Below are 17,908 nucleotides of genomic sequence, written 5' to 3'. Positions count from 1 at the left end.
TTTTACTCACCATTAATGGTGACGAGCACTTTACGCTTACCGCCATAATCTCTGTGTTCACCCAAATAGATCCCTTGCCAAGTGCCTAAATTAAACCGTCCATTAGTGATAGGAATCGCTAAGCTAACGCCTAACAAACTTGATTTAAGGTGAGCAGGCATATCATCGTCACCTTCATAGGTGTGAGTGTAATAGGGCGCACGTTCAGGCGCTAAACGGTTAATATAGGCTTCAAAATCAGCGCGCACGCTAGGATCGGCATTTTCATTTAACGTAAGCGACGCTGAGGTATGTTGTAAAAGTAGATGAGCCACGCCAATTTTTATCTGACGTAGCTCAGGTAGTGAGCGCTCGATCTCTTCTGTTACCAAATGAAAACCACGAGATTTTGCTGTTAGCGATATAGTTTGTTGTAACCACATAATCAATTCTGCAAAAAGAAGGGTACGCCAATGGTTATCTATTTTAGCTCGTTGATCAATTAGCTTATTTAAGTGTTACCTTGATAAAATCGAATGCCTGTTAATGAGCTTTGCTCACAGCTTACAGTACATTCGATTTTTATTAGCGAGTTTTGCTATTGCTATAGATTTAGCCCTGCAGTTCTTCGTTTTGCTCTAACTCTAATAGCATAAGCATCATATCTTCACCATCAAGCACGCGGGTGTTATTGCTTTGGCAGTGGCTGCAGATCACGTTGCGCTGTTTATGTTCGGTTTGTTGGCCGCAATCATTACAGGCGATAACCAGAGGCTGAATATGCATGATCAAGTCGGCATTGCGGCAGATCCCCTCAAGCTTAAAGGTGTCGAACGCTGTGTTAAGAAGACTTGGCTCTACACCACTTAAGATCCCAAGCTTTATTTCAACACGAGTAATGGCGTGAGCATTATTATCTAATGCTAGTTGCTCACATTGCTCGATTAATGCAGTAACTATCGAATACTCATGCATTAACAGATCCTCGGTAGTAATTCACCTTGAGGTACATCTAAATATCGAGCACTACCCCAAGGAGTATGCAAAATTACTTTTCCTTGTTGGCTGTTTTCTTTAGCGTTGTTGCTATCCGCAGTCACTTTATCAGCAGTTACTTGGCCAATAATACTGGCGGATTGGCAATGACAAAATTGCTGCATAACACTGAGTGCTTTTTCTGCGTTATCATCGGGTACGGCAACAATAAAGGTTCCTTCATTAGCCAGATCAAATGGCTCAAAGCCATAAAGCTCACACAGACCTTTGACTTCATCACTTACTGGAACCGCTTCTTCTTTTACCTCTATACAAACATTTGAGGCTTTAGCCCACTCGTTTAATACTGCTGATAACCCACCACGGGTGGCATCACGCATTGCATGAATATCAACGTTAGCGGCAATTAATTGCTCGACGATTGGCCACAAGTTAGCGCAATCACTGCTGAGTTCAGATTCCAGTGCAAGTCCCTCACGGGCCATAAGAATAGCAGCGCCGTGACGGCCAATATCGCGACTAACTATTATGCAGTCACCAGCTTCAAGGTTTTTCACTGAGATCTTAGGCTTTAATATGCGGCCAACACCAGAGGTATTAATAAACAAACCATCTGCGCAGCCCTTAGGCACCACTTTAGTGTCGCCGCAAACAATTCGGGTATTAGACTTTTTCAGTTCTCTAGCCATGCTGGCAACAATGGTTTTAAGTTTTTCGATTTCAAAGCCTTCTTCAATAATCACGCTACAGCTTAAATACTGCGGCTCAGCGCCCATCATGGCTAAATCGTTGACCGTACCAGCAACGGCAAGCTTGCCAATATCGCCACCAGCAAAGAAAATAGGTGCGACAGTAAAAGAGTCTGTGGTAAAGGCGATATTGCCGTCAAAGTGCAATACTGCCGCGTCTTCTTCATTTTGCAAAATGGCGTTATCGAAAGCGTTAAAGAATATGTCTTTAATTAGGCGGTTCATCTCTTTACCACCACCGCCATGACTTAGCTGAATGACTTTGTCGTTTGTCACTGAATTCATAAATTGACTCCGTTATAGCGATAGTAGGCGTTGCAAGCGCCTTCTGAGCTGACCATACAGCTACCAAGAGGCGTGTCAGGGCTGCATCCTCGGCCAAATACTTTGCAATCTTTGGGTTTGCAAAGGCCTCTTAAAATATCGCCGCACTGACAGGCTTTATGATCGTCAATCTCTATTTGTGGTAATACATTGGCGTAAACCCGCTCGGCATCTAAGTGAGCGTATTCAGGTTTGAGCATGAGTGCAGAATTTGCAATCGGGCCCAATCCGCGCCAGCGAAACTCCGGTCGAATAGTTAGATATTTATCAATTAATGCTTGGGCGGTTTTGTTGCCGTTTTCAGACACCGAGCGGCTGTATTGGTTTTCAAGCTCAGCACGTTGCTCTGCTTTTTGTTTTACCAGCATTAAAATTGATTGCATCACATCTACTGGCTCAAAACCGGAAACCACAACAGGCGTGTTGTATGTTTCAACTGCTTGACGGTATATTTTTGCGCCACTAATTACGCTCACATGAGCAGGTCCAATAAAGGCGTTCACTTTTACTTGTGGATCGTTCATGACCGCATCAATAGCAGGTGGGACTAACACATGGTTTATATGAAACAGCAGATTAGTGATGCCGCGCTGGTTTGCTTGCTCTATTAACACCGCCGTCATTGGTGTTGAGGTTTCAAAGCCTATAGCGAAAAAGATAATGGTTTTGTTAGGATTATCAGCTGCGATGGTTAAGGTGTCTAATGGATCGTAAATCGGCCTGATATCGCAGCCTTTAGCTCTAAATTGCGCCAAACTGCCTTTTGAACCGGGAACGCGGATCATATCCCCTAGTGTCACTAAAATGGTATCGGGCTGACTGGCAAGGGTTGCGGCATGGTCAATGCGCTCTTTAGGCATAATACAAACAGGGCAACCGGGGCCATGAATAAACTCGATATTGCTCGGTAGTAATTGGTTAAGACCGTATTTCATGATGGTGTGGGTATGACCGCCGCACACCTCCATTATATTAATCATACCTTCTACTTGGCTGGCATAGTGGGCTATTTGCTGGGCGAGTGAGCGGATCACTTTGGGATCGCGAAAGCCTTGATAAAGATCGTTTAAGGCAATCATCACGCCTCCCGCTCTTCTTGTTCAAGTTTGGACACAATCTCCTGATACAGGGCTAAACTTTCCATCGCATCTTGTTTATCTATCTTGTTCATCACAAAGCCAATGTGAATAAGCACATAATCATCAAGGGCTAACGGCTCTGCCAACAAATGGCTACTGACTTTACGTTTCACGCCCATCGTATCAACGGTAACTGCTTGCTCGTCTGGATGAAGCTCAACGACTTTTGACGGAATAGAAAGACACATTAAGCAGTCACTCCAACATTATGATTAAGCCACTGCACCACTTTTTCGAGGGATTCAGGCTGCTTAACCGAGATCGCCATTAGTTCTACATTAGGGTTTAGCTTTTGTAGTTGTTTACGAGACTCTTCGATACTGAAATCAAAATGGGGCAGTAGATCTGATTTGGTAATTAATACCAGATCTGCACGGCGGAACATCACCGGATATTTTTCTATCTTGTCATCGCCTTCAGGTACTGACAGCAATACGATATTTTTATGGGTACCAACATCATAACTTGCAGGGCAGACGAGATTGCCGACGTTTTCTACAAAACAGATATCGATAGGATCTAAATCAATGTGGGGTAGCGCGCTATGCACCATAAATGCATCTAAATGACAGGCTGCGCCGGTTTGGATCTGATAAGCATTAATACCTTTGGCTTTCAATCTATCGGCATCGCGAGAAGTTTCGAGGTCGCCTTCAATAACCGCATATTTAAGATCGGTATATTGATGTAAGTGTTCAAGTAGTGTGGTTTTACCGCTGCCTGGGCTGCTCATTAGATTGAAGGCTGTGATCCCCTTGGCTTCAAAGTGGTCACGATTGTGCTGGGCTTCAATATCGTTTTTATCAAGGATTTTATGGATCACTGATAAAGTGGTTTTGTCATTTAATTGGGGGTTACTGGCAAGATTATGATCATGTCTTGCATGTGAATCTTTGGTATGAGAGTGGCCAGTTTTTAGTAGGGGATCGTGTCGGGCAATTGAACAGCCGCAGTCTTGGCACATAGGAAACTCCGTTTATTATAGTATTAAGTTATTGTCGATCACGACTTCGTTATACGTTTTGATTTAAATCAGCTTTACCAAGATGCGCGTGAGATGTGTGTCGCATTTTGGCTGCTAATTGTGTTGTTTCACACCTGCTAATTTATCTAATTAGATTCATTAGCAGGCATTAGGCTGGTATTCAGTTTTATTCTGTGGATTTTGTAGCAAGGGAGTACCAAAGCTGACCGAGGGAGATCCCCGCATCGTTAATTGGTACATATTTAGGCTCTAATACACGATTGCCTTGGGCGATGAGTGCTGTTTCGCAGCGCTGTAATAAGTATTTGTTTTGAAACACGCCACCACAAAGAACAATCGGTAGTTCAAGGTGCTCTTTAGCGGTCAGGCAAACGATATCGCTTAACGCATCCATAAAGCTTCGGGCTATCAGGCCTATGCGTATAGGGGTTAATGGTTCAGCCTTAATAGCATTGATGATCTGCACCATTAAATCTACGCTATCCCATACATTGTTATTCGATTTTATCGAAAAATGGATTGGGCTCCCTAGATATTGGTTACGAATAGAAGTCCTGCTATCAGAATTATTCACGACTATATTATCGTTTTGTAGATTACTTGCACTGAAAGCTTGTTTGGGCAGCTTGTTATGAGTATCTAATAATGCATGCTGTGTTAAAGAATTAGCAGCTGCTTCTAAAAGCATACCTGCTTGCCCTTCATATTGAATCTCATCAATCAGGCCTAAAACTACCGCTATAGCATCGAATAACCGGCCGATAGATGAGGTTTTTACACTAATGTTTGCACGCCAGACTTTTGTTAGGTTATTAAAGGTAAAGCTTGGGATCTTGGTAAAAGCGGGCAGTTTTAAGGTTAGGATCTCTTCGGGTGAATATTTTTCAAGTAAGATGGATAGCAACACTCGATTAGGCTGTTTAATCGCTTGTTCACCGCCGATTAATTGAAATGGCATCAGATGGGCTAGACGTTGATATTTTTGGTTATTGCACAGTAGAGCCTCACCGCCCCAAAGCGTTGCATCATCACCTAAGCCTGTGCCATCAAAGGCAAAACCTAATACAGAACCGGTATAATTGTTTGCCGCCATTACACTAAGTACGTGGGCGTAATGATGTTGTACGCTAGTTTTTTTATGAGCTTGCTGTTCGGCCCAAACGCTGGTGGCGTAATCAGGATGAGTGTCGTGAACCAGTTTTCTCGGTTCAAATTGGTAAAGCGTTTTAAAAGTAGCAAGGGTGTGGTGAAAATAATCTAAGGCTTTAATGGATTCTAGATCGCCGATATGTGGGCTTAAAAAGATGTTTTGTTTAAAGCCAAAACAGACGGTATTTTTTTGTTGTGCGCCAACAGCCAGGGTTGCTTGTGGAATGGGCTGTTCACAATACAGGGATAATGGCGCATAACCTCGAGCTAGGCGAAGCACTTGCACTTTATCGTTAATGACTTGCACTACGCTGTCATCACAAGCATTTAGTATTGGCCTATTATGATCCAATATAAAATCAACAACATGGCCAAGCTTTTGTTTGATATCCAATGCATCAATTATTATTGGCTCGCCGGATAGGTTGGCACTGGTCATCACTAGCGGGCGTTTTAGCTGTGCTAAAAGCAAAAAGTGTAACGGTGTATAGGGTAAAAATACCCCTAGTTTATCTATTGCCGGGGCGATTAATTCGCTCAAGCTGTTTTGCTGATGCTTTAGTCCAATGCTCAAAGACGGCGCTATTTTCTGCATCAGGGTAATAGGGCGCTCTGCTGAGCTAAGGGTCTGCCATTCAATTGCATTACCGTAAACATATTGGGCGCCGACTTGCGGATTTTCGACCATAATTGCAAACGGTTTTGCTGGTCGATGTTTACGCTGACGCAGTAAAGCAATGCTGGCATCGTTGCTTGCATCGCAAACAAGGTGAAAGCCACCGAGCCCTTTTATTGCCAGTATTTTTCCCTCTTGCAACGCTTTGACCGCATCGGTTAACGCTTGTTCTCTATCACTTAACCTTTCAAGAGCTGCAGTATTAAAGCTTAACTGTGGCCCACAGTCAGGACAGCTAACTGGTTGTGCATGGTAGCGTCTATCTAAAGGGTTTTGGTACGCATCGGCGCAGCGATCGCACATAGCAAAACTTGCCATGGCAGTATTGGGTCTATCGTAGGGCAGAGCGTTAATTAAGGTGTATCTTGGGCCACAGTTGGTACAATTGGTGAACGGGTATCTAAAGTGGCGATTGCTACTCTCGATTATTTCACTAAAGCAATCATCACAGGTGCATTTATCGGGTGATACTGCGACAACGCTATTGTTAGCGTTAATTCGCTTGCTACCGCTATCGCCATGCTCCTGGGAATTATCACTGGCGATAATGGTAAAACCGGTTTCATTACCGATTGTGGCTAGTGGCTTGCTGGTGATGTTATCGATGCGCGATAGTGGCGGTGGTGATAATACAAAGGCTTGCTCAAACTCAGTTAATGCGCTTTGTACGCCTTGGGCAATAACCAACACGCCCTGACTATTATTTAAGACGCTACCGCTTAACCCAAGCTCATGGGCGAGACGATAAACAAAGGGACGAAACCCAACCCCTTGTACAACGCCGGTTATATTAAGTTGGATCCGAGCAAGTGTGGCTTGCTCGACCCCATGTTGTGGATTACTGACCGGCTTGTTGTCGGTTAACTGCATATATTTCAATACTCTAACGGGTAGAAGGCTTGTGGTTAAAACAAGAGTTAGATAGCTAAGGCTAGCCTTGCTAGCTTTAGCTAAAAAACGTTGGAATTAACGCCTACGTTGTTTTAAATACAGTCCACCTACTGCGAGGTTTACGCCATCAAGATCCATCGCAGGATTGGTGTTTAGGGTAAAGTTCTTCACGAGTCGCAGGGCAACTCGTTCTGCTAGCATCGGGTTACTGAACTCATTACCTGCTAATACAATCGATTTTAAGCCTATATTTTGGTCTAAATGCTCAATCCAATTTGCTATGTAATCAGCAAATGAGTCGTGAAGACCAAACGCAAGTTTTTCAAGATAGCCTTCTTCTGCCAGTCTAAAGCTAATGATACTGCCTAAGGTTTTACACCAGTTTAAGCTTCGAGCGGCTTCGCCTTTGGTCAATGGAAAATCAATTCTTGGGGCGTTGCTGCCTTTGTGAGCCATGGCTTTTGCTATTACGAAGTCACAAAGTGCTGTTTTAGTCAGCTGAGTCGCGGCCTCTTTTGTATCGCCTTTACTGGTTTCAGCTCCAAGTATAATGGCTACGATTGCCCACAGGGTTTGAATATTATTACAAGGTGCTGCAAGTTTTAGCGATAACAGCTGAATGTAATCCTCTGGATATTGAGCTTTAAATTTCTCTAACAGGATTTTTTGCGGAGAATCTGACAGTTGATGAACAATCTCGTAGCCGTTATCAGGCAACTCAGGAAACTCAAAGAATAGCTCTATTTTTTGTTGCTTATCCGATGTCACAATCTGACTTTTATATTGATCGCTCAGATAAATCGCTGCAGTATTTTTAGCATGCTTATTGCGTATATGGGCGGCGAGTAATGCACAGGTTGCGGCATTATCAGGGGCTTGCCCTAAAGGTTGATGGTTAAAAATCGGCTCTTGGATAACACTAATGATATTTTTTTGCCATTTAGCAATATAAGGCCCGGTTTGCGCATCATCGTGTAGTGGTGTTTGAGTGGTCGGAATCAATAGCGGCGCAGTGCCTAATTGGCTCATTACCTCACACCACTGGCCATTGACCATTGCAAAATGTGGATTGTCTGAATGGGCAATATATAGATAATCAACTCCTTGCTGGCGCAGTACTTCACAAAGCACCAATAATAAACGCGATTTAGCAAAACAGATCTCATAAAGAGCGTTATGTAGGCGAGGGTGCTTAGCAATGGGTTTTGCACTGATAAACGGCTTTTCAATACTTGATAAACCAAGTATTTGACTACCTGTGAGTGAGAAGTGTGCGTTAAGATTATTTGGGTTGCAGATCACCAGATGTTGCCGCTGCTGCGAGCTGTTAAGGACTTTATTATTTATGGGCTGGAAACTAACGATGATCGGCAATGTGTTGCTTGGGCTAGGTAGCTCTATATAGCCTTGTGAATTAAGCTTTGCCGTTAAGGCTTTGACATCTTCGAGACTAAAGGATTTTTCTGCATCAGTAATGCGTAAATGGCTTTGGCAACAAGGACAGGCGAGATCAATCTCACCGAACTGCGCTGATTGATTGTCGGCAAATTTAGGTTGGCAGTGTTGGCAATATTCTAGGCCTAAATTTGTAGAGATTAAGTTATTATTTTTTAATGGTGTTTTACTGCCTCTAAAGTCGTCAACCAGCTTGATATCAGGCTTAGTTAGGCAAACCGATAATAAGAAATCATTGGCAACCTCATCTGCGAGTTTTTCTAACTTACCTTGTTCGCCCTCGGCTTCTAAATAGTAACGGTTTTCTTCTCGGCCAATGGCAATGTCATAATCAGGTTTAAGTAGGTATTGATCACATAGGTGAGCGTAAAAAGGCACGTCGCGGGTACAATTAAACTCGAATCTAATTTTCTTCATCGGAAATTAAGCCACGTTTGTAGGAATCGGGAATTAGGCTGTTGATGTCGATATTGGCAATGCGTTGGTGAGAAAAGCCTAATGTTTGTAGGTGACGCAGTAGCGTTGCTTCCATTAAAGGTACAGCCGCTTGGATCTGTTTAGTTAAACCTAAGATCATCGGCTCGAGTACCGTTGGAGTGACCCCTAATACAAAGGTTTTTGGTCGGTCGCCGACCATTTCCATCATGATTAGAGTTTGTAGCATTTCTACCTCGTGAGCGCTGCCTTGCCAATCGATTTCAGCAGGTGCCTTGTCGAAGTCAAAGAAATACACTTCACCGGGCGCAACACCATTAGCGTTAACTGTATCGACCACGATAAGGTAGTCATACTGACAAAGGGTAGGGATAAGTCCTTGGGCTAATGTTCCACCATCGAGAATGTCTAACTGCTCAATTGGATGGTGGAAATGATAGTTTTCTTGGATGTAATTGACGAAATGTACGCCGATGCCCTCATCGGCGTACAGGACATTGCCAATACCAAGTAGCAATATCTTCATGAGTTCCTTTTATTTTTTCTTATGGTAGTCATAACCTGAGACAATTGAGTCAACAGAGTTGTGCTTAAAGCGAATACCTGACCAAACAGCCATATATACATGTATTACCACAAAGATGATAAATACCCAGGTTAGGTAATGGTGCCAAATTCGTACAGGTGCTAAGCCCCCCATCAATGCCGTTAACCAATTCGCCATTGGTGCAATTAACCCACCAAGACCTTCATGGTATACATTGGCATACAAGACGAGTCCTGTAATGCAGATCAACAACGCAACGACAGAGATTGCCAAGTAAGTCACAAATTGTAGCGGTCCATACACACCAGCTTTGTCTAAATGTCCCATCCATAGGTAAGACTTAAGTTGAGTGATCCAACTTTTTACGCTCATTACGTCTTTAAAAGAGCGTCGTTCGATATCGCTTTTACCGAAAAAGAACAGGTAAGCCCGCACTATGGTAATTGCCACTAACACAAAACCAAAGATCTGATGGGCGGCGCGAATATAACCTTGTACCAATACGTCAGAGTTTTCTGGCGCAACCAAAAACGGCCACGCGATATAAAACCCAGTTACTATGAGTACGAAAATGGCTAAGGCTCTTAGCCAATGGAATATTCGTATTGCAGCACCAAAGATCAGTTCCCTTTGGTAGGGCGCAGATTGAGTTGCCATGTTATCCCCCTTGATTAAAATCCGTTGGGATCAATTTTAAATTCACCTAAGTTTTGCCCTTTGTAGTCCATAACGTGTACAGCGCAGGCCATACAAGGGTCGAACGAGTGAATAATGCGGATCACCTCTAAAGGCTTGGTTGGATCTTCAAGCTTTAGCCCAATAAGCGAAGCTTCATACGGGCCCATCTTACCGTTAGCATCAACGGGACCAGCGTTCCATGTGGTTGGTACTACAGCTTGATAGTTTTCAACCTTACCGCCTTTAATACGGATCCAGTGACTGAGCATACCGCGCGGCGCTTCAATCATGGCGTGACCTACATACTCTTTGCTTGAGTCAATCTCAGGCTTGATATAGGTGGCTTCGTCAGACTGCATATTGGTTAGCATGGCATCAAAGGTTTTTAGGCCTTCTTCAGCAACAATAACGGTTTGCAGCATACGTGCTGCGGTGCGACCTAAAGTAGTTAATAGCGCTTCAACGGGTAAACCTGTAGCTTCAAGTAAACCGTTAACCGCATTAACTACTACTTGGTTTCCGCGAGCGTAACTGACAAGTAAACAAGCGAGCGGGCCAACTTCTACAGGCTCGCCGTTATAACGTGGCGATTTAACCCAAGTGTATTTGCCGTCACCATCAACTGTAGGTAGCTTGCCGTAGACGGTGTCACGCTCAACAAAACCAGTGTAATCAGGCACAGTTGTACCATCGTAAGGATGCTCTGGTTTATCGGCTTTATACCAAGCGTGGGTAGCATCTTCTGAGATCATGTCCGGATCTAAATCAGATACATTGGCTAAGTCGCCATTCATGATCACGCCTTGATTAAACAGGTACTGGTTATCCCCAAGTAAGAAGTCATCACAGGCTAAGAAGTTTTTAATATTGACGCCGCCAAGTACGCTAGGCTCACTGCCAAAGGCAGCTGCAGCCATTACAACGTCGGCTTTATAAGCTCTGATAATAAAGTCTTGTACGATTTCATGCTTCTGCTTCCACTCTTGTAAACGAGCAGGGCTTAGCATGTCGCGAACAGCTGTGACGCCGCCAACAACAATCGATTGTGGATGCGGTGATTTGCCCCCAAAAATTGCTAGCATTTCAGCGGCAACGCGCTGTACTTCTAATGCTTTGAGATAATGTGATAGGGCGATTAGGTTTTGCTCTGGAGTAAACTTGTAGGTTGCGTTACCCCAGTATGCGTTAGCGAATGGACCAAGCTTACCGGTTGCCACTAGCCCTTTAACTTTTTCTTGCACTGCGCGTAGATCGCCTTCACCAGCTGCAATCGGATTGGCGGTATATTTCAGTGCTTCTTGGGCGGCTAACGCAGGATCTGCACTTAATGCAGACACAACATCGACCCAATCTAATCCGTGTAGATGATAAAAATGCACAATGTGATCATGCATATACAAAGAGGTTTGCATCAAGCTACGTAGATATTTGGCATTGAGTGGAATTTTAACACCTAGGGCGTTTTCAACCGCTTCTGTACCGCAGCGGTAGTGCGAGTAGGTACAAACGCCACAAATGCGCTGCACTATTAAGCCGACATCCATAGGGGTACGGCCTTTTAGAATCACTTCAATACCACGCCACAAAGTGGAAGATGACCAGGCTTTTGTAATGACATTATTTTCATCAACTTCGACTTCAACGCGAAGGTGACCTTCAATACGCGTGATTGGATCGATAACAACACGTTTACTCATGATTATTCCTCTTCAGATTTGGCAAATAAACTGGCTACAGCATGTGCGCCAATTCCAACAGCAGTTGCACCTAGAATGACCGCACCAATGGTGTCGCTGGTGGCGTCTAAACTGTGCAGCAATTGCCTACCTAAAGGCTTTTCAAAGTCGGCCATATCATCCCAGAAGTTAGGTTCTGAGCAGCCAATACAACCGTGGCCTGCAAGTACCGGCCAGCTAGTATGGTGGTTGAAACGTTCTGTAGGGCAGTTGTTATAGGTGTAAGGTCCTTTACAACCAACTTTATATAAGCAGTAACCATCTTTTGCGCCTTGATCGCCAAACTCTTCAACGAATTCACCTGCATCAAAACGGCCACGACGTTCACAGTTGTCGTGTACGCGCGCGCCATAAGCCCACTTAGGACGGTTAAACATATCAAGTGCAGGTAACTTGCCAAACATGATGAAGTACATCAAGGTACCGACAATGTTCTTCTCACTTGGTGGACAGCCACCAAGATTAATCACGGTTTTATCAACCACCTCATAAACGCCTTTTGCACCAGTTGGGTTTGGCGCTGCGGCTTGCACGCCACCAAACGCGGCGCAAGTACCTACAGAGATAATCGCTGCGGCGCCTTTAGCTGCTTCTTGCACGATATGTAAACCGGTATGACCTTTACAGCCGACAGTCAAATAAGCACCGTTATTTGCTGTTGGAACCGCGCCTTCAACTGCAAGCAGGTAGTTACCTTTATAGGCTTCTAACGCATGCTCAAGGTTCTCTTCTGCCTGCCAACCTGCTGCAGCCATTAGGGTTTCGTGATATTCGAGTGAAACGTGTTTAAAGATAAGGGTATCGAGATTAGGGGTATCGGTACGGATCAAGGACTCGGAGCAACCAGTACATTCGGCTAGATGCAGCCAGACCAGTGGTACTCTATCAGCAAGCTCTGCTGCTTCAGCAACGAGTGTGCTAAACGGCAGAGGCAGTGTAAGCATGGCGGTAACTGCTGCGCTCCATTTCATGAAGTCGCGGCGGCTAATGCCATTTTGCTCCATCTTTTGCTGAAGGGTTTCACCACTACGAGGTTCTAACTGACGAAGTTGTTCTATTCGTGCGAGGCCTTGTTGATAAAGGGCTTCATGTGTTTCCATGTTTAAACCTTTTTTATTGTAAGGAATTTGCTCAACTTCAGCAGTTTATGCTGCACAACTCTGTTAAATGTTGATGTGGGTCAAGTTTTTTTTCGCTTTCAGAGGTAGGTCTGGAGTAGTGTTTCGCACTCTTGCGGTAGATCATTAAAAGTGACCTTGATGAGACAAAATGGCACAGGTTGGATTTTTTTGTGAAGGAGGTCACTAAATGATGATTAAAAAACAGATGCCACAATTTGGCGCTCGCTTAAACGTATTGAGTCAAGTTAGCTGTTGTGTCTTTCTTGCACTGTTTACTTAACGCCGAGCGCAATAAAATCGTTATCGTTTAAATTTTGCTTTTATTGAACGGGGTTAAGCCTAGAGCAATTTATTAATTAACTTAGTTAAGCGAAATTTTGTTGCTTGCATTGTGATGGTGGTCACGAAAGGGTTGTTGCTCTATTGTTTGCTGGCTCGTTTTTGTAATGTTTTGCGATTTAAATCAATAAAACCCGACATGGTTTTATCTATTATCGTGGCAAAAAAAGAGAACGATTTGTACAAGCTACTAATAATAAGTCTGTTTTTTACTCTGCCACAATATTCATTCGCAGCTAATGATAGTGAATCGAAACCGGCTCAATCAACTAAACCGGATCTGACAACCTCATTGGATCGTGTGGTTTCTTTAAATCAGCATGTCACTGAGGCGTTATTGGCGCTGCACGCTGACAAACAAATAATTGGCATTTCTTATAACGATGATAAGCCGGCCGAGCGATGGGTTGAGCGATTCAATGCATTACCCTCATTATCTAAGGAATACCCCAACCCAGAGATCTTGCTATCGTTACAACCACAGTTGGTTATTGCAGGATTTAATAGTGCGTTTAGTGATTGGGGGATCGGCCCACGTCAACGTTGGACCTATTACGGTGTGGACAGTTACTTATTTAAGTCCGGCGAAGCTAACGCGGTTGTTAGTATGGCGACCATTTTTGGCGATATAACAAACCTAGGCCAATTGTTGGGCAGAGAACATCAGGCTTATGAACTGATTGATAGCTATAAAAAGCGACTTAATGTCATAAGCAAGCTGCAAACCAAGCCAAGAGTGTTGTTATGGCTAAGAGAGTACGACATTCCCTACGTTGCAGGGTGCTGCGGCGCTGGAAATTTATTAATTGAACAAGCTGGTGGGATTAATATTGGTCAGGATATTAACTCGCAATGGGGACATATGTCGTGGGAGTCTGTTGTGGCTCTTAACCCCGACGTCATATTAATGGTCGACTCAAATTGGTCGTCATTTAGCCAAAAGCAAAGTTATGTAGAGTCTCAACCATTGTCATTTGCTATCCATGCTGTTGAAAGTTCACAACTACTTAAGGTCGGCTTTTCTGAAACTGTTGCAGGCGTGCGCTTAATTGACGGAATTGAATTGGTCAACGCATACCTAGAGCAAGTTACTGCATTATGAGTTTATTTAAGCGCTACTTGTGGTTGTTGATTTTGGTGTTGATGTGCTTATTGCTGATCTTGTTCATCACCGGCGTGTCTTATGGCGCGTTATCGCTATCAATCTCTGAGTTAATAGGCGGTTTGACTCAATCAGAAGATCACAAACTCGCTTCAGCAATTATTTATGACATGCGTCTGCCACGAGCGATCTTAGCTGCGCTTGTCGGTTCGGCATTATCTGTCGCAGGTCTGTTAACTCAAACCCTTGTCAGAAATCCGCTGGCAGATCCTTATTTACTCGGTATTGCCAATGGCGCCTCTTTATTTGCTGTTAGCGGCATCACTTTGGGCTTGTTTATTCCACAATGGTTATTGGCGGTACTCGGGGCAACAAGCGCGTTTATCTTAGTGATGATGTGCGCTAATCGAAAAGGCGTGCCAGTATCACCAATGGCTTTGGTGTTGTGCGGTGTCACAATCAGTTCTATTGGTGCATCACTAACGACCTTAATGATGATCCTCGGCGATGAGCAAGCTTTAAGTCAGATCCTCAGATGGCTGATGGGCTCGCTCGTAGGGACAACCTGGGAGCATACTATTCCCTTGTCTATTGCCTTACCAATTATTGTCTATCTAGCTTACCGTAACAGACACTATCTCGATTTAATGCTGCTTGGCGATGAAAAGTCACAGTCTATTGGCGTCAACCTTACGTTATTACGTTGGCAAGTTGCGTTTGGGGTTTTACTTTTAACCGGAATGTCTGTTGCTTCAGCCGGTGTCGTGGGCTTTATTGGTCTGTTAGTTCCGCATATTTGTCGATTGCTAGTTGGAGGCAGCCATAAACACCTCATTCCTATAACCGCAACATTAGGCGCTGTGACCTGTGTTTTCGTCGACATTATTTGTCGATGGTTATTAGCACCTAACGAATTACCGCTTTCTGTGCCCTTAGCATTGATCACTGCGCCATTACTCCTCTCGCTAATAAGAAGGCAAACTCATGCTGCATATCGATAGTTTGCACATAGCCGCTAACGGGCTTGAAAACCTAGCTCCATTTCAATTTAGTGTTAACTCTGGAGAGTGGGTGGGGATTTTAGGTCGCAATGGCTGTGGCAAAACAACCTTGCTTAAGTCGATGGCTGGATTACTCCCTGTTAAAAGTGGTGATTTATATTGGCGCACTGACTCACTACTGGGTATGAAACAAAAACTACGCGCCAATTATCTTGCACTTATGATGCAACATAACGGTGTCTGCGGTGGTTTGAATGTCAGTGATGTGGTGTCTTTAGCTGCATGTTCCTCTTGTGTAGATCAAGCAAGGCTAGCGCAGTTGCTGGCAGATTGCAGTCTTACCCACCTTAAAGATCGTCAATTAGAACACCTATCTGGCGGCCAGCTACAACGAGTCATGCTGGCGCAAACATTATTTCAAAATACTGAATTACTGTTACTTGATGAACCGACCAATCATTTAGATATTTTTCACCAACATCAATTGCTGTCGATCATTAAGCAGCGCGCAAATACCGTTATAGCAACCTTCCACGATATCAATTTAGCGGCGCAGTATTGCGACAAACTGCTGCTTTTAGTGGATGACAAGGTGGCTTCATTTGGTGCGCCAACTGAGGTGTTAACACAAGAAAATATGCGTTTAGCTTATAAAGTTGATGCCCAAATCCAAACTGGGGTTAATGGCGTTAACGTTACTGTTGTTGGAGTATTTGATGAGTAGTGTTTTATTGGCTTTAGGTGCAATCGCCATTGCAAATGTGAATGAGATAGATGAGGTGATAACCGTAACCAATACACTGGAACAAAACTTAAGCCTAGATCAAGCTAAGTTAGGCCAATCTATGGTAGTGATTGAACGGGAACAAATTACTAGCTTTGGTCAAGCCGATATCAATTCAATTCTTGCTCAATGGGTGCCGGGCTTATTCTCGTCCGCCAAAGGAGGTCGTTATGATGGCGGCTATTATTCACTACAAGGCTCAAGGAAGCAGGATATCTTGTGGTTACTTGATGGTAACCGGTTGAATAATCGCTTATATGGCGGCGTGTACCTCGATAGCTTAAATCCAAACATGATTGAGCGCATAGAAGTACTTAAAGGTGGTCAAGGCATCGTTTATGGCACCAGTGCGATCGCCGGGGTGGTCAATATTGTTACTCGCGATCTTTCAAAGCAAAATTCCGCTGAATTCTCGATAGGCGCAGATACACTTGCAAGCCAAAGTATTGATGGTTATGTCTCTGGCGATATAGAGAGTATTGATTGGTCTTTATATGGCTCTTACTCAACGAGTGAAGGTTATCAACTTTGGCCCGATGAAAATATCCATTGGACGGCGTCGGATGACGTTAAGCGTGGTTATACGGTTTATAACATTGGCGGTAAGGCGAGATGGCTTGGTGAGCAAGACCAGCAGTTAACGATGCTGATGCAATTTAATCATGCGGATCTAGAACGGCTTAGGCCTTATGGCACAATAAACAGCAATAACGATAGAGATGAAAAGCTCATTACTCTTGATTATCAGCATCCGATATTCGATGAGTGGGATCTGCAAGTAAAGGGTTATTACCACAGCTGGGATACTTATTATAACCGAGTTGATCAGGACGAAAATGGTGACATCACAGTTGTTGATGATAACAGTTATTGGGGGTTTGAAGATTACGGTGTAAAGGCTATGGCACAATATCGCTCAGGCGAGATTAATGACTGGCTTATTGGTGCAGAGCTGCAACAGTATCGCGGCGAAGACGAAGTGATGAACTTCGTCAGTGATACCGAAACCGTGCAATCTGTTTTTGTTCAATTCAGACCTCAAATCCATTTAACTCAATTTTCATTTGGCCTGCGTTACAGCGATATCTCAGATGCGGGTGACAGCCTCAATTGGAGCGCAAGTAGTCAACATGAGTTTAACCCCAACATTGTACTTTCAGCATCTGTCGGAACAGGTTTTAGATTACCTAGCGCTGAAGAGCTATTTTCGGTAGCAGAGGAAGGTGGTGTTACGGGAAATTCTGATTTAAACCCTGAGCAAAGCATGAGCGCCAATATTGGTCTTCGCTTATCGGTTGATGAATTTACGTTTGAGCCATTGCTATTTTTGCGCGAAGTCGATGACTTAATCGGCATTAAAGATGCGCATTACGTCAATCTTTCTGAACAGGTCAATACTAAAGGTTTTGAATTGCTTAGCCAGTGGCAATCTGATGCGCTAAGTATCTCTGCTGCACTGACATACGCAGATACCAGAGAGAAAGGCGAGTCTGAGCAGTTATCAGGGATCCCCAAATGGTTATCACAAGTTAACGCGGACTATTTTGTCTCAGACAGTATAAAACTCGGTGTTCAAGGCCTGTATACCGGCTCTCTTACTGAGCATGATGTTGAAGTTGGTGGAGAGTGGGTTTTCTCGCTGTCATCTAGCTATACATTAGGTCAACACACGCTCAGCCTGAGGTTAGAAAACATGTTTGATGTAGACGGCGCTGTCAGCGTATTTAATCCAGGAAGCACCGCACCAGAGGAGCATAGACAACCCATACCAACCTTGGGGACTCCTCGAGACCTACAGTTTAATTATCGTTATCAAATGTAA

Annotated in this window: 16 protein-coding genes; 4 read left to right on the top strand and 12 right to left on the bottom strand. The window is 43.9% G+C overall.

Annotated features, from left to right (window positions below; all coding sequences use genetic code 11):
- Positions 1–2: 2 nt before the first annotated feature.
- From L2740_RS02305 to hyaA, 12 genes are all read right to left on the bottom strand, one after another.
- The gene (locus tag L2740_RS02305) at positions 3–422 is read right to left on the bottom strand and encodes a secondary thiamine-phosphate synthase enzyme YjbQ (protein WP_248948401.1); all 420 of its coding nucleotides are present in this window, start codon (positions 420–422) and stop codon (positions 3–5) included.
- A gap of 169 nt (positions 423–591) precedes the next feature.
- The gene (locus L2740_RS02300; protein WP_248948399.1) at positions 592–954 is read right to left on the bottom strand and encodes a hydrogenase maturation nickel metallochaperone HypA/HybF; all 363 of its coding nucleotides are present in this window, start codon (positions 952–954) and stop codon (positions 592–594) included.
- A complete protein-coding gene (hypE, locus tag L2740_RS02295; protein ID WP_248948397.1) occupies positions 954–2,009 on the bottom strand; it encodes a hydrogenase expression/formation protein HypE in 1,056 nt (351 codons plus the stop codon). The genes L2740_RS02300 and hypE overlap by 1 nt, the downstream gene beginning before the upstream one ends.
- The gene (gene hypD / locus L2740_RS02290) at positions 2,006–3,127 is read right to left on the bottom strand and encodes a hydrogenase formation protein HypD (protein WP_248948395.1); all 1,122 of its coding nucleotides are present in this window, start codon (positions 3,125–3,127) and stop codon (positions 2,006–2,008) included. The genes hypE and hypD overlap by 4 nt, the downstream gene beginning before the upstream one ends.
- Positions 3,127–3,375, bottom strand: coding sequence for a HypC/HybG/HupF family hydrogenase formation chaperone (locus L2740_RS02285; RefSeq protein WP_248948394.1), 249 nt, complete (start codon positions 3,373–3,375; stop codon positions 3,127–3,129). The genes hypD and L2740_RS02285 overlap by 1 nt, the downstream gene beginning before the upstream one ends.
- Positions 3,375–4,151, bottom strand: coding sequence for a hydrogenase nickel incorporation protein HypB (gene hypB / locus L2740_RS02280; protein WP_248948393.1), 777 nt, complete (start codon positions 4,149–4,151; stop codon positions 3,375–3,377). Before hypB ends, L2740_RS02285 begins: the two co-directional genes overlap by 1 nt.
- Positions 4,152–4,338: 187 nt before the next feature.
- Positions 4,339–6,867 (bottom strand): carbamoyltransferase HypF, encoded by a 2,529-nt coding sequence (hypF, locus tag L2740_RS02275; RefSeq protein ID WP_248948392.1) that lies wholly within the window; start codon positions 6,865–6,867, stop codon positions 4,339–4,341.
- 96 nt (positions 6,868–6,963) lie between these two features.
- Entirely contained in the window at positions 6,964–8,760 is a 1,797-nt protein-coding gene (locus L2740_RS02270; protein WP_248948390.1) for a NiFe hydrogenase, read from the bottom strand.
- Positions 8,747–9,304, bottom strand: a complete 558-nt coding sequence (locus L2740_RS02265) for a HyaD/HybD family hydrogenase maturation endopeptidase (RefSeq protein WP_248948388.1) — start codon at positions 9,302–9,304, stop codon at positions 8,747–8,749. The genes L2740_RS02270 and L2740_RS02265 overlap by 14 nt, the downstream gene beginning before the upstream one ends.
- 9 nt (positions 9,305–9,313) lie before the next feature.
- The gene (cybH, locus tag L2740_RS02260) at positions 9,314–9,982 is read right to left on the bottom strand and encodes a Ni/Fe-hydrogenase, b-type cytochrome subunit (protein WP_248948386.1); all 669 of its coding nucleotides are present in this window, start codon (positions 9,980–9,982) and stop codon (positions 9,314–9,316) included.
- Between the two features lie 14 nt (positions 9,983–9,996).
- Positions 9,997–11,700, bottom strand: a complete 1,704-nt coding sequence (hyaB, locus tag L2740_RS02255) for a nickel-dependent hydrogenase large subunit (RefSeq protein ID WP_248948384.1) — start codon at positions 11,698–11,700, stop codon at positions 9,997–9,999.
- A gap of 2 nt (positions 11,701–11,702) precedes the next feature.
- Complete coding sequence (hyaA, locus tag L2740_RS02250; protein WP_248948382.1) at positions 11,703–12,839, bottom strand: nickel-dependent hydrogenase small subunit; 1,137 nt, start codon at positions 12,837–12,839, stop codon at positions 11,703–11,705.
- A 538-nt stretch (positions 12,840–13,377) separates the two neighbouring features.
- Here hyaA and L2740_RS02245 point away from each other — a divergent pair.
- From L2740_RS02245 to L2740_RS02230, 4 genes are read left to right on the top strand one after another with little or no spacing between them, the layout of a single operon-like run.
- Positions 13,378–14,301 (top strand): ABC transporter substrate-binding protein, encoded by a 924-nt coding sequence (locus L2740_RS02245; protein ID WP_248948380.1) that lies wholly within the window; start codon positions 13,378–13,380, stop codon positions 14,299–14,301.
- Positions 14,298–15,302: a FecCD family ABC transporter permease gene (locus tag L2740_RS02240; protein ID WP_248948378.1), complete on the top strand. Its 1,005-nt coding sequence runs from the start codon at positions 14,298–14,300 to the stop codon at positions 15,300–15,302. The genes L2740_RS02245 and L2740_RS02240 overlap by 4 nt, the downstream gene beginning before the upstream one ends.
- Positions 15,286–16,026 carry an ABC transporter ATP-binding protein gene (locus L2740_RS02235; RefSeq protein WP_248948377.1) on the top strand — a complete coding sequence of 247 codons (741 nt, stop codon included), beginning with the start codon at positions 15,286–15,288 and terminating at the stop codon, positions 16,024–16,026. Before L2740_RS02240 ends, L2740_RS02235 begins: the two co-directional genes overlap by 17 nt.
- Complete coding sequence (locus tag L2740_RS02230; RefSeq protein WP_248948375.1) at positions 16,019–17,908, top strand: TonB-dependent receptor plug domain-containing protein; 1,890 nt, start codon at positions 16,019–16,021, stop codon at positions 17,906–17,908. The genes L2740_RS02235 and L2740_RS02230 overlap by 8 nt, the downstream gene beginning before the upstream one ends.

The sequence above is a fragment of the Shewanella pneumatophori genome (assembly GCF_023283895.1).
Lineage (GTDB): Bacteria > Pseudomonadota > Gammaproteobacteria > Enterobacterales > Shewanellaceae > Shewanella > Shewanella pneumatophori.
This window is presented reverse-complemented; position numbering and strand designations above follow the sequence as displayed.

Coding starts and splice junctions, on each gene's coding strand:
- cybH (WP_248948386.1), bottom strand. CDS start 9,982: ATGGCAACTCAATCTGCGCCCTACCAAAGGGAACTGATCTTTGGTGCT.
- hypE (WP_248948397.1), bottom strand. CDS start 2,009: ATGAATTCAGTGACAAACGACAAAGTCATTCAGCTAAGTCATGGCGGT.
- L2740_RS02285 (WP_248948394.1), bottom strand. CDS start 3,375: ATGTGTCTTTCTATTCCGTCAAAAGTCGTTGAGCTTCATCCAGACGAG.
- L2740_RS02305 (WP_248948401.1), bottom strand. CDS start 422: ATGTGGTTACAACAAACTATATCGCTAACAGCAAAATCTCGTGGTTTT.
- L2740_RS02230 (WP_248948375.1), top strand. CDS start 16,019: ATGAGTAGTGTTTTATTGGCTTTAGGTGCAATCGCCATTGCAAATGTG.
- L2740_RS02270 (WP_248948390.1), bottom strand. CDS start 8,760: ATGAAGAAAATTAGATTCGAGTTTAATTGTACCCGCGACGTGCCTTTT.
- hypB (WP_248948393.1), bottom strand. CDS start 4,151: ATGTGCCAAGACTGCGGCTGTTCAATTGCCCGACACGATCCCCTACTA.
- hyaB (WP_248948384.1), bottom strand. CDS start 11,700: ATGAGTAAACGTGTTGTTATCGATCCAATCACGCGTATTGAAGGTCAC.
- L2740_RS02300 (WP_248948399.1), bottom strand. CDS start 954: ATGCATGAGTATTCGATAGTTACTGCATTAATCGAGCAATGTGAGCAA.
- hypD (WP_248948395.1), bottom strand. CDS start 3,127: ATGATTGCCTTAAACGATCTTTATCAAGGCTTTCGCGATCCCAAAGTG.
- hypF (WP_248948392.1), bottom strand. CDS start 6,867: ATGCAGTTAACCGACAACAAGCCGGTCAGTAATCCACAACATGGGGTC.
- hyaA (WP_248948382.1), bottom strand. CDS start 12,839: ATGGAAACACATGAAGCCCTTTATCAACAAGGCCTCGCACGAATAGAA.
- L2740_RS02235 (WP_248948377.1), top strand. CDS start 15,286: ATGCTGCATATCGATAGTTTGCACATAGCCGCTAACGGGCTTGAAAAC.
- L2740_RS02240 (WP_248948378.1), top strand. CDS start 14,298: ATGAGTTTATTTAAGCGCTACTTGTGGTTGTTGATTTTGGTGTTGATG.
- L2740_RS02265 (WP_248948388.1), bottom strand. CDS start 9,304: ATGAAGATATTGCTACTTGGTATTGGCAATGTCCTGTACGCCGATGAG.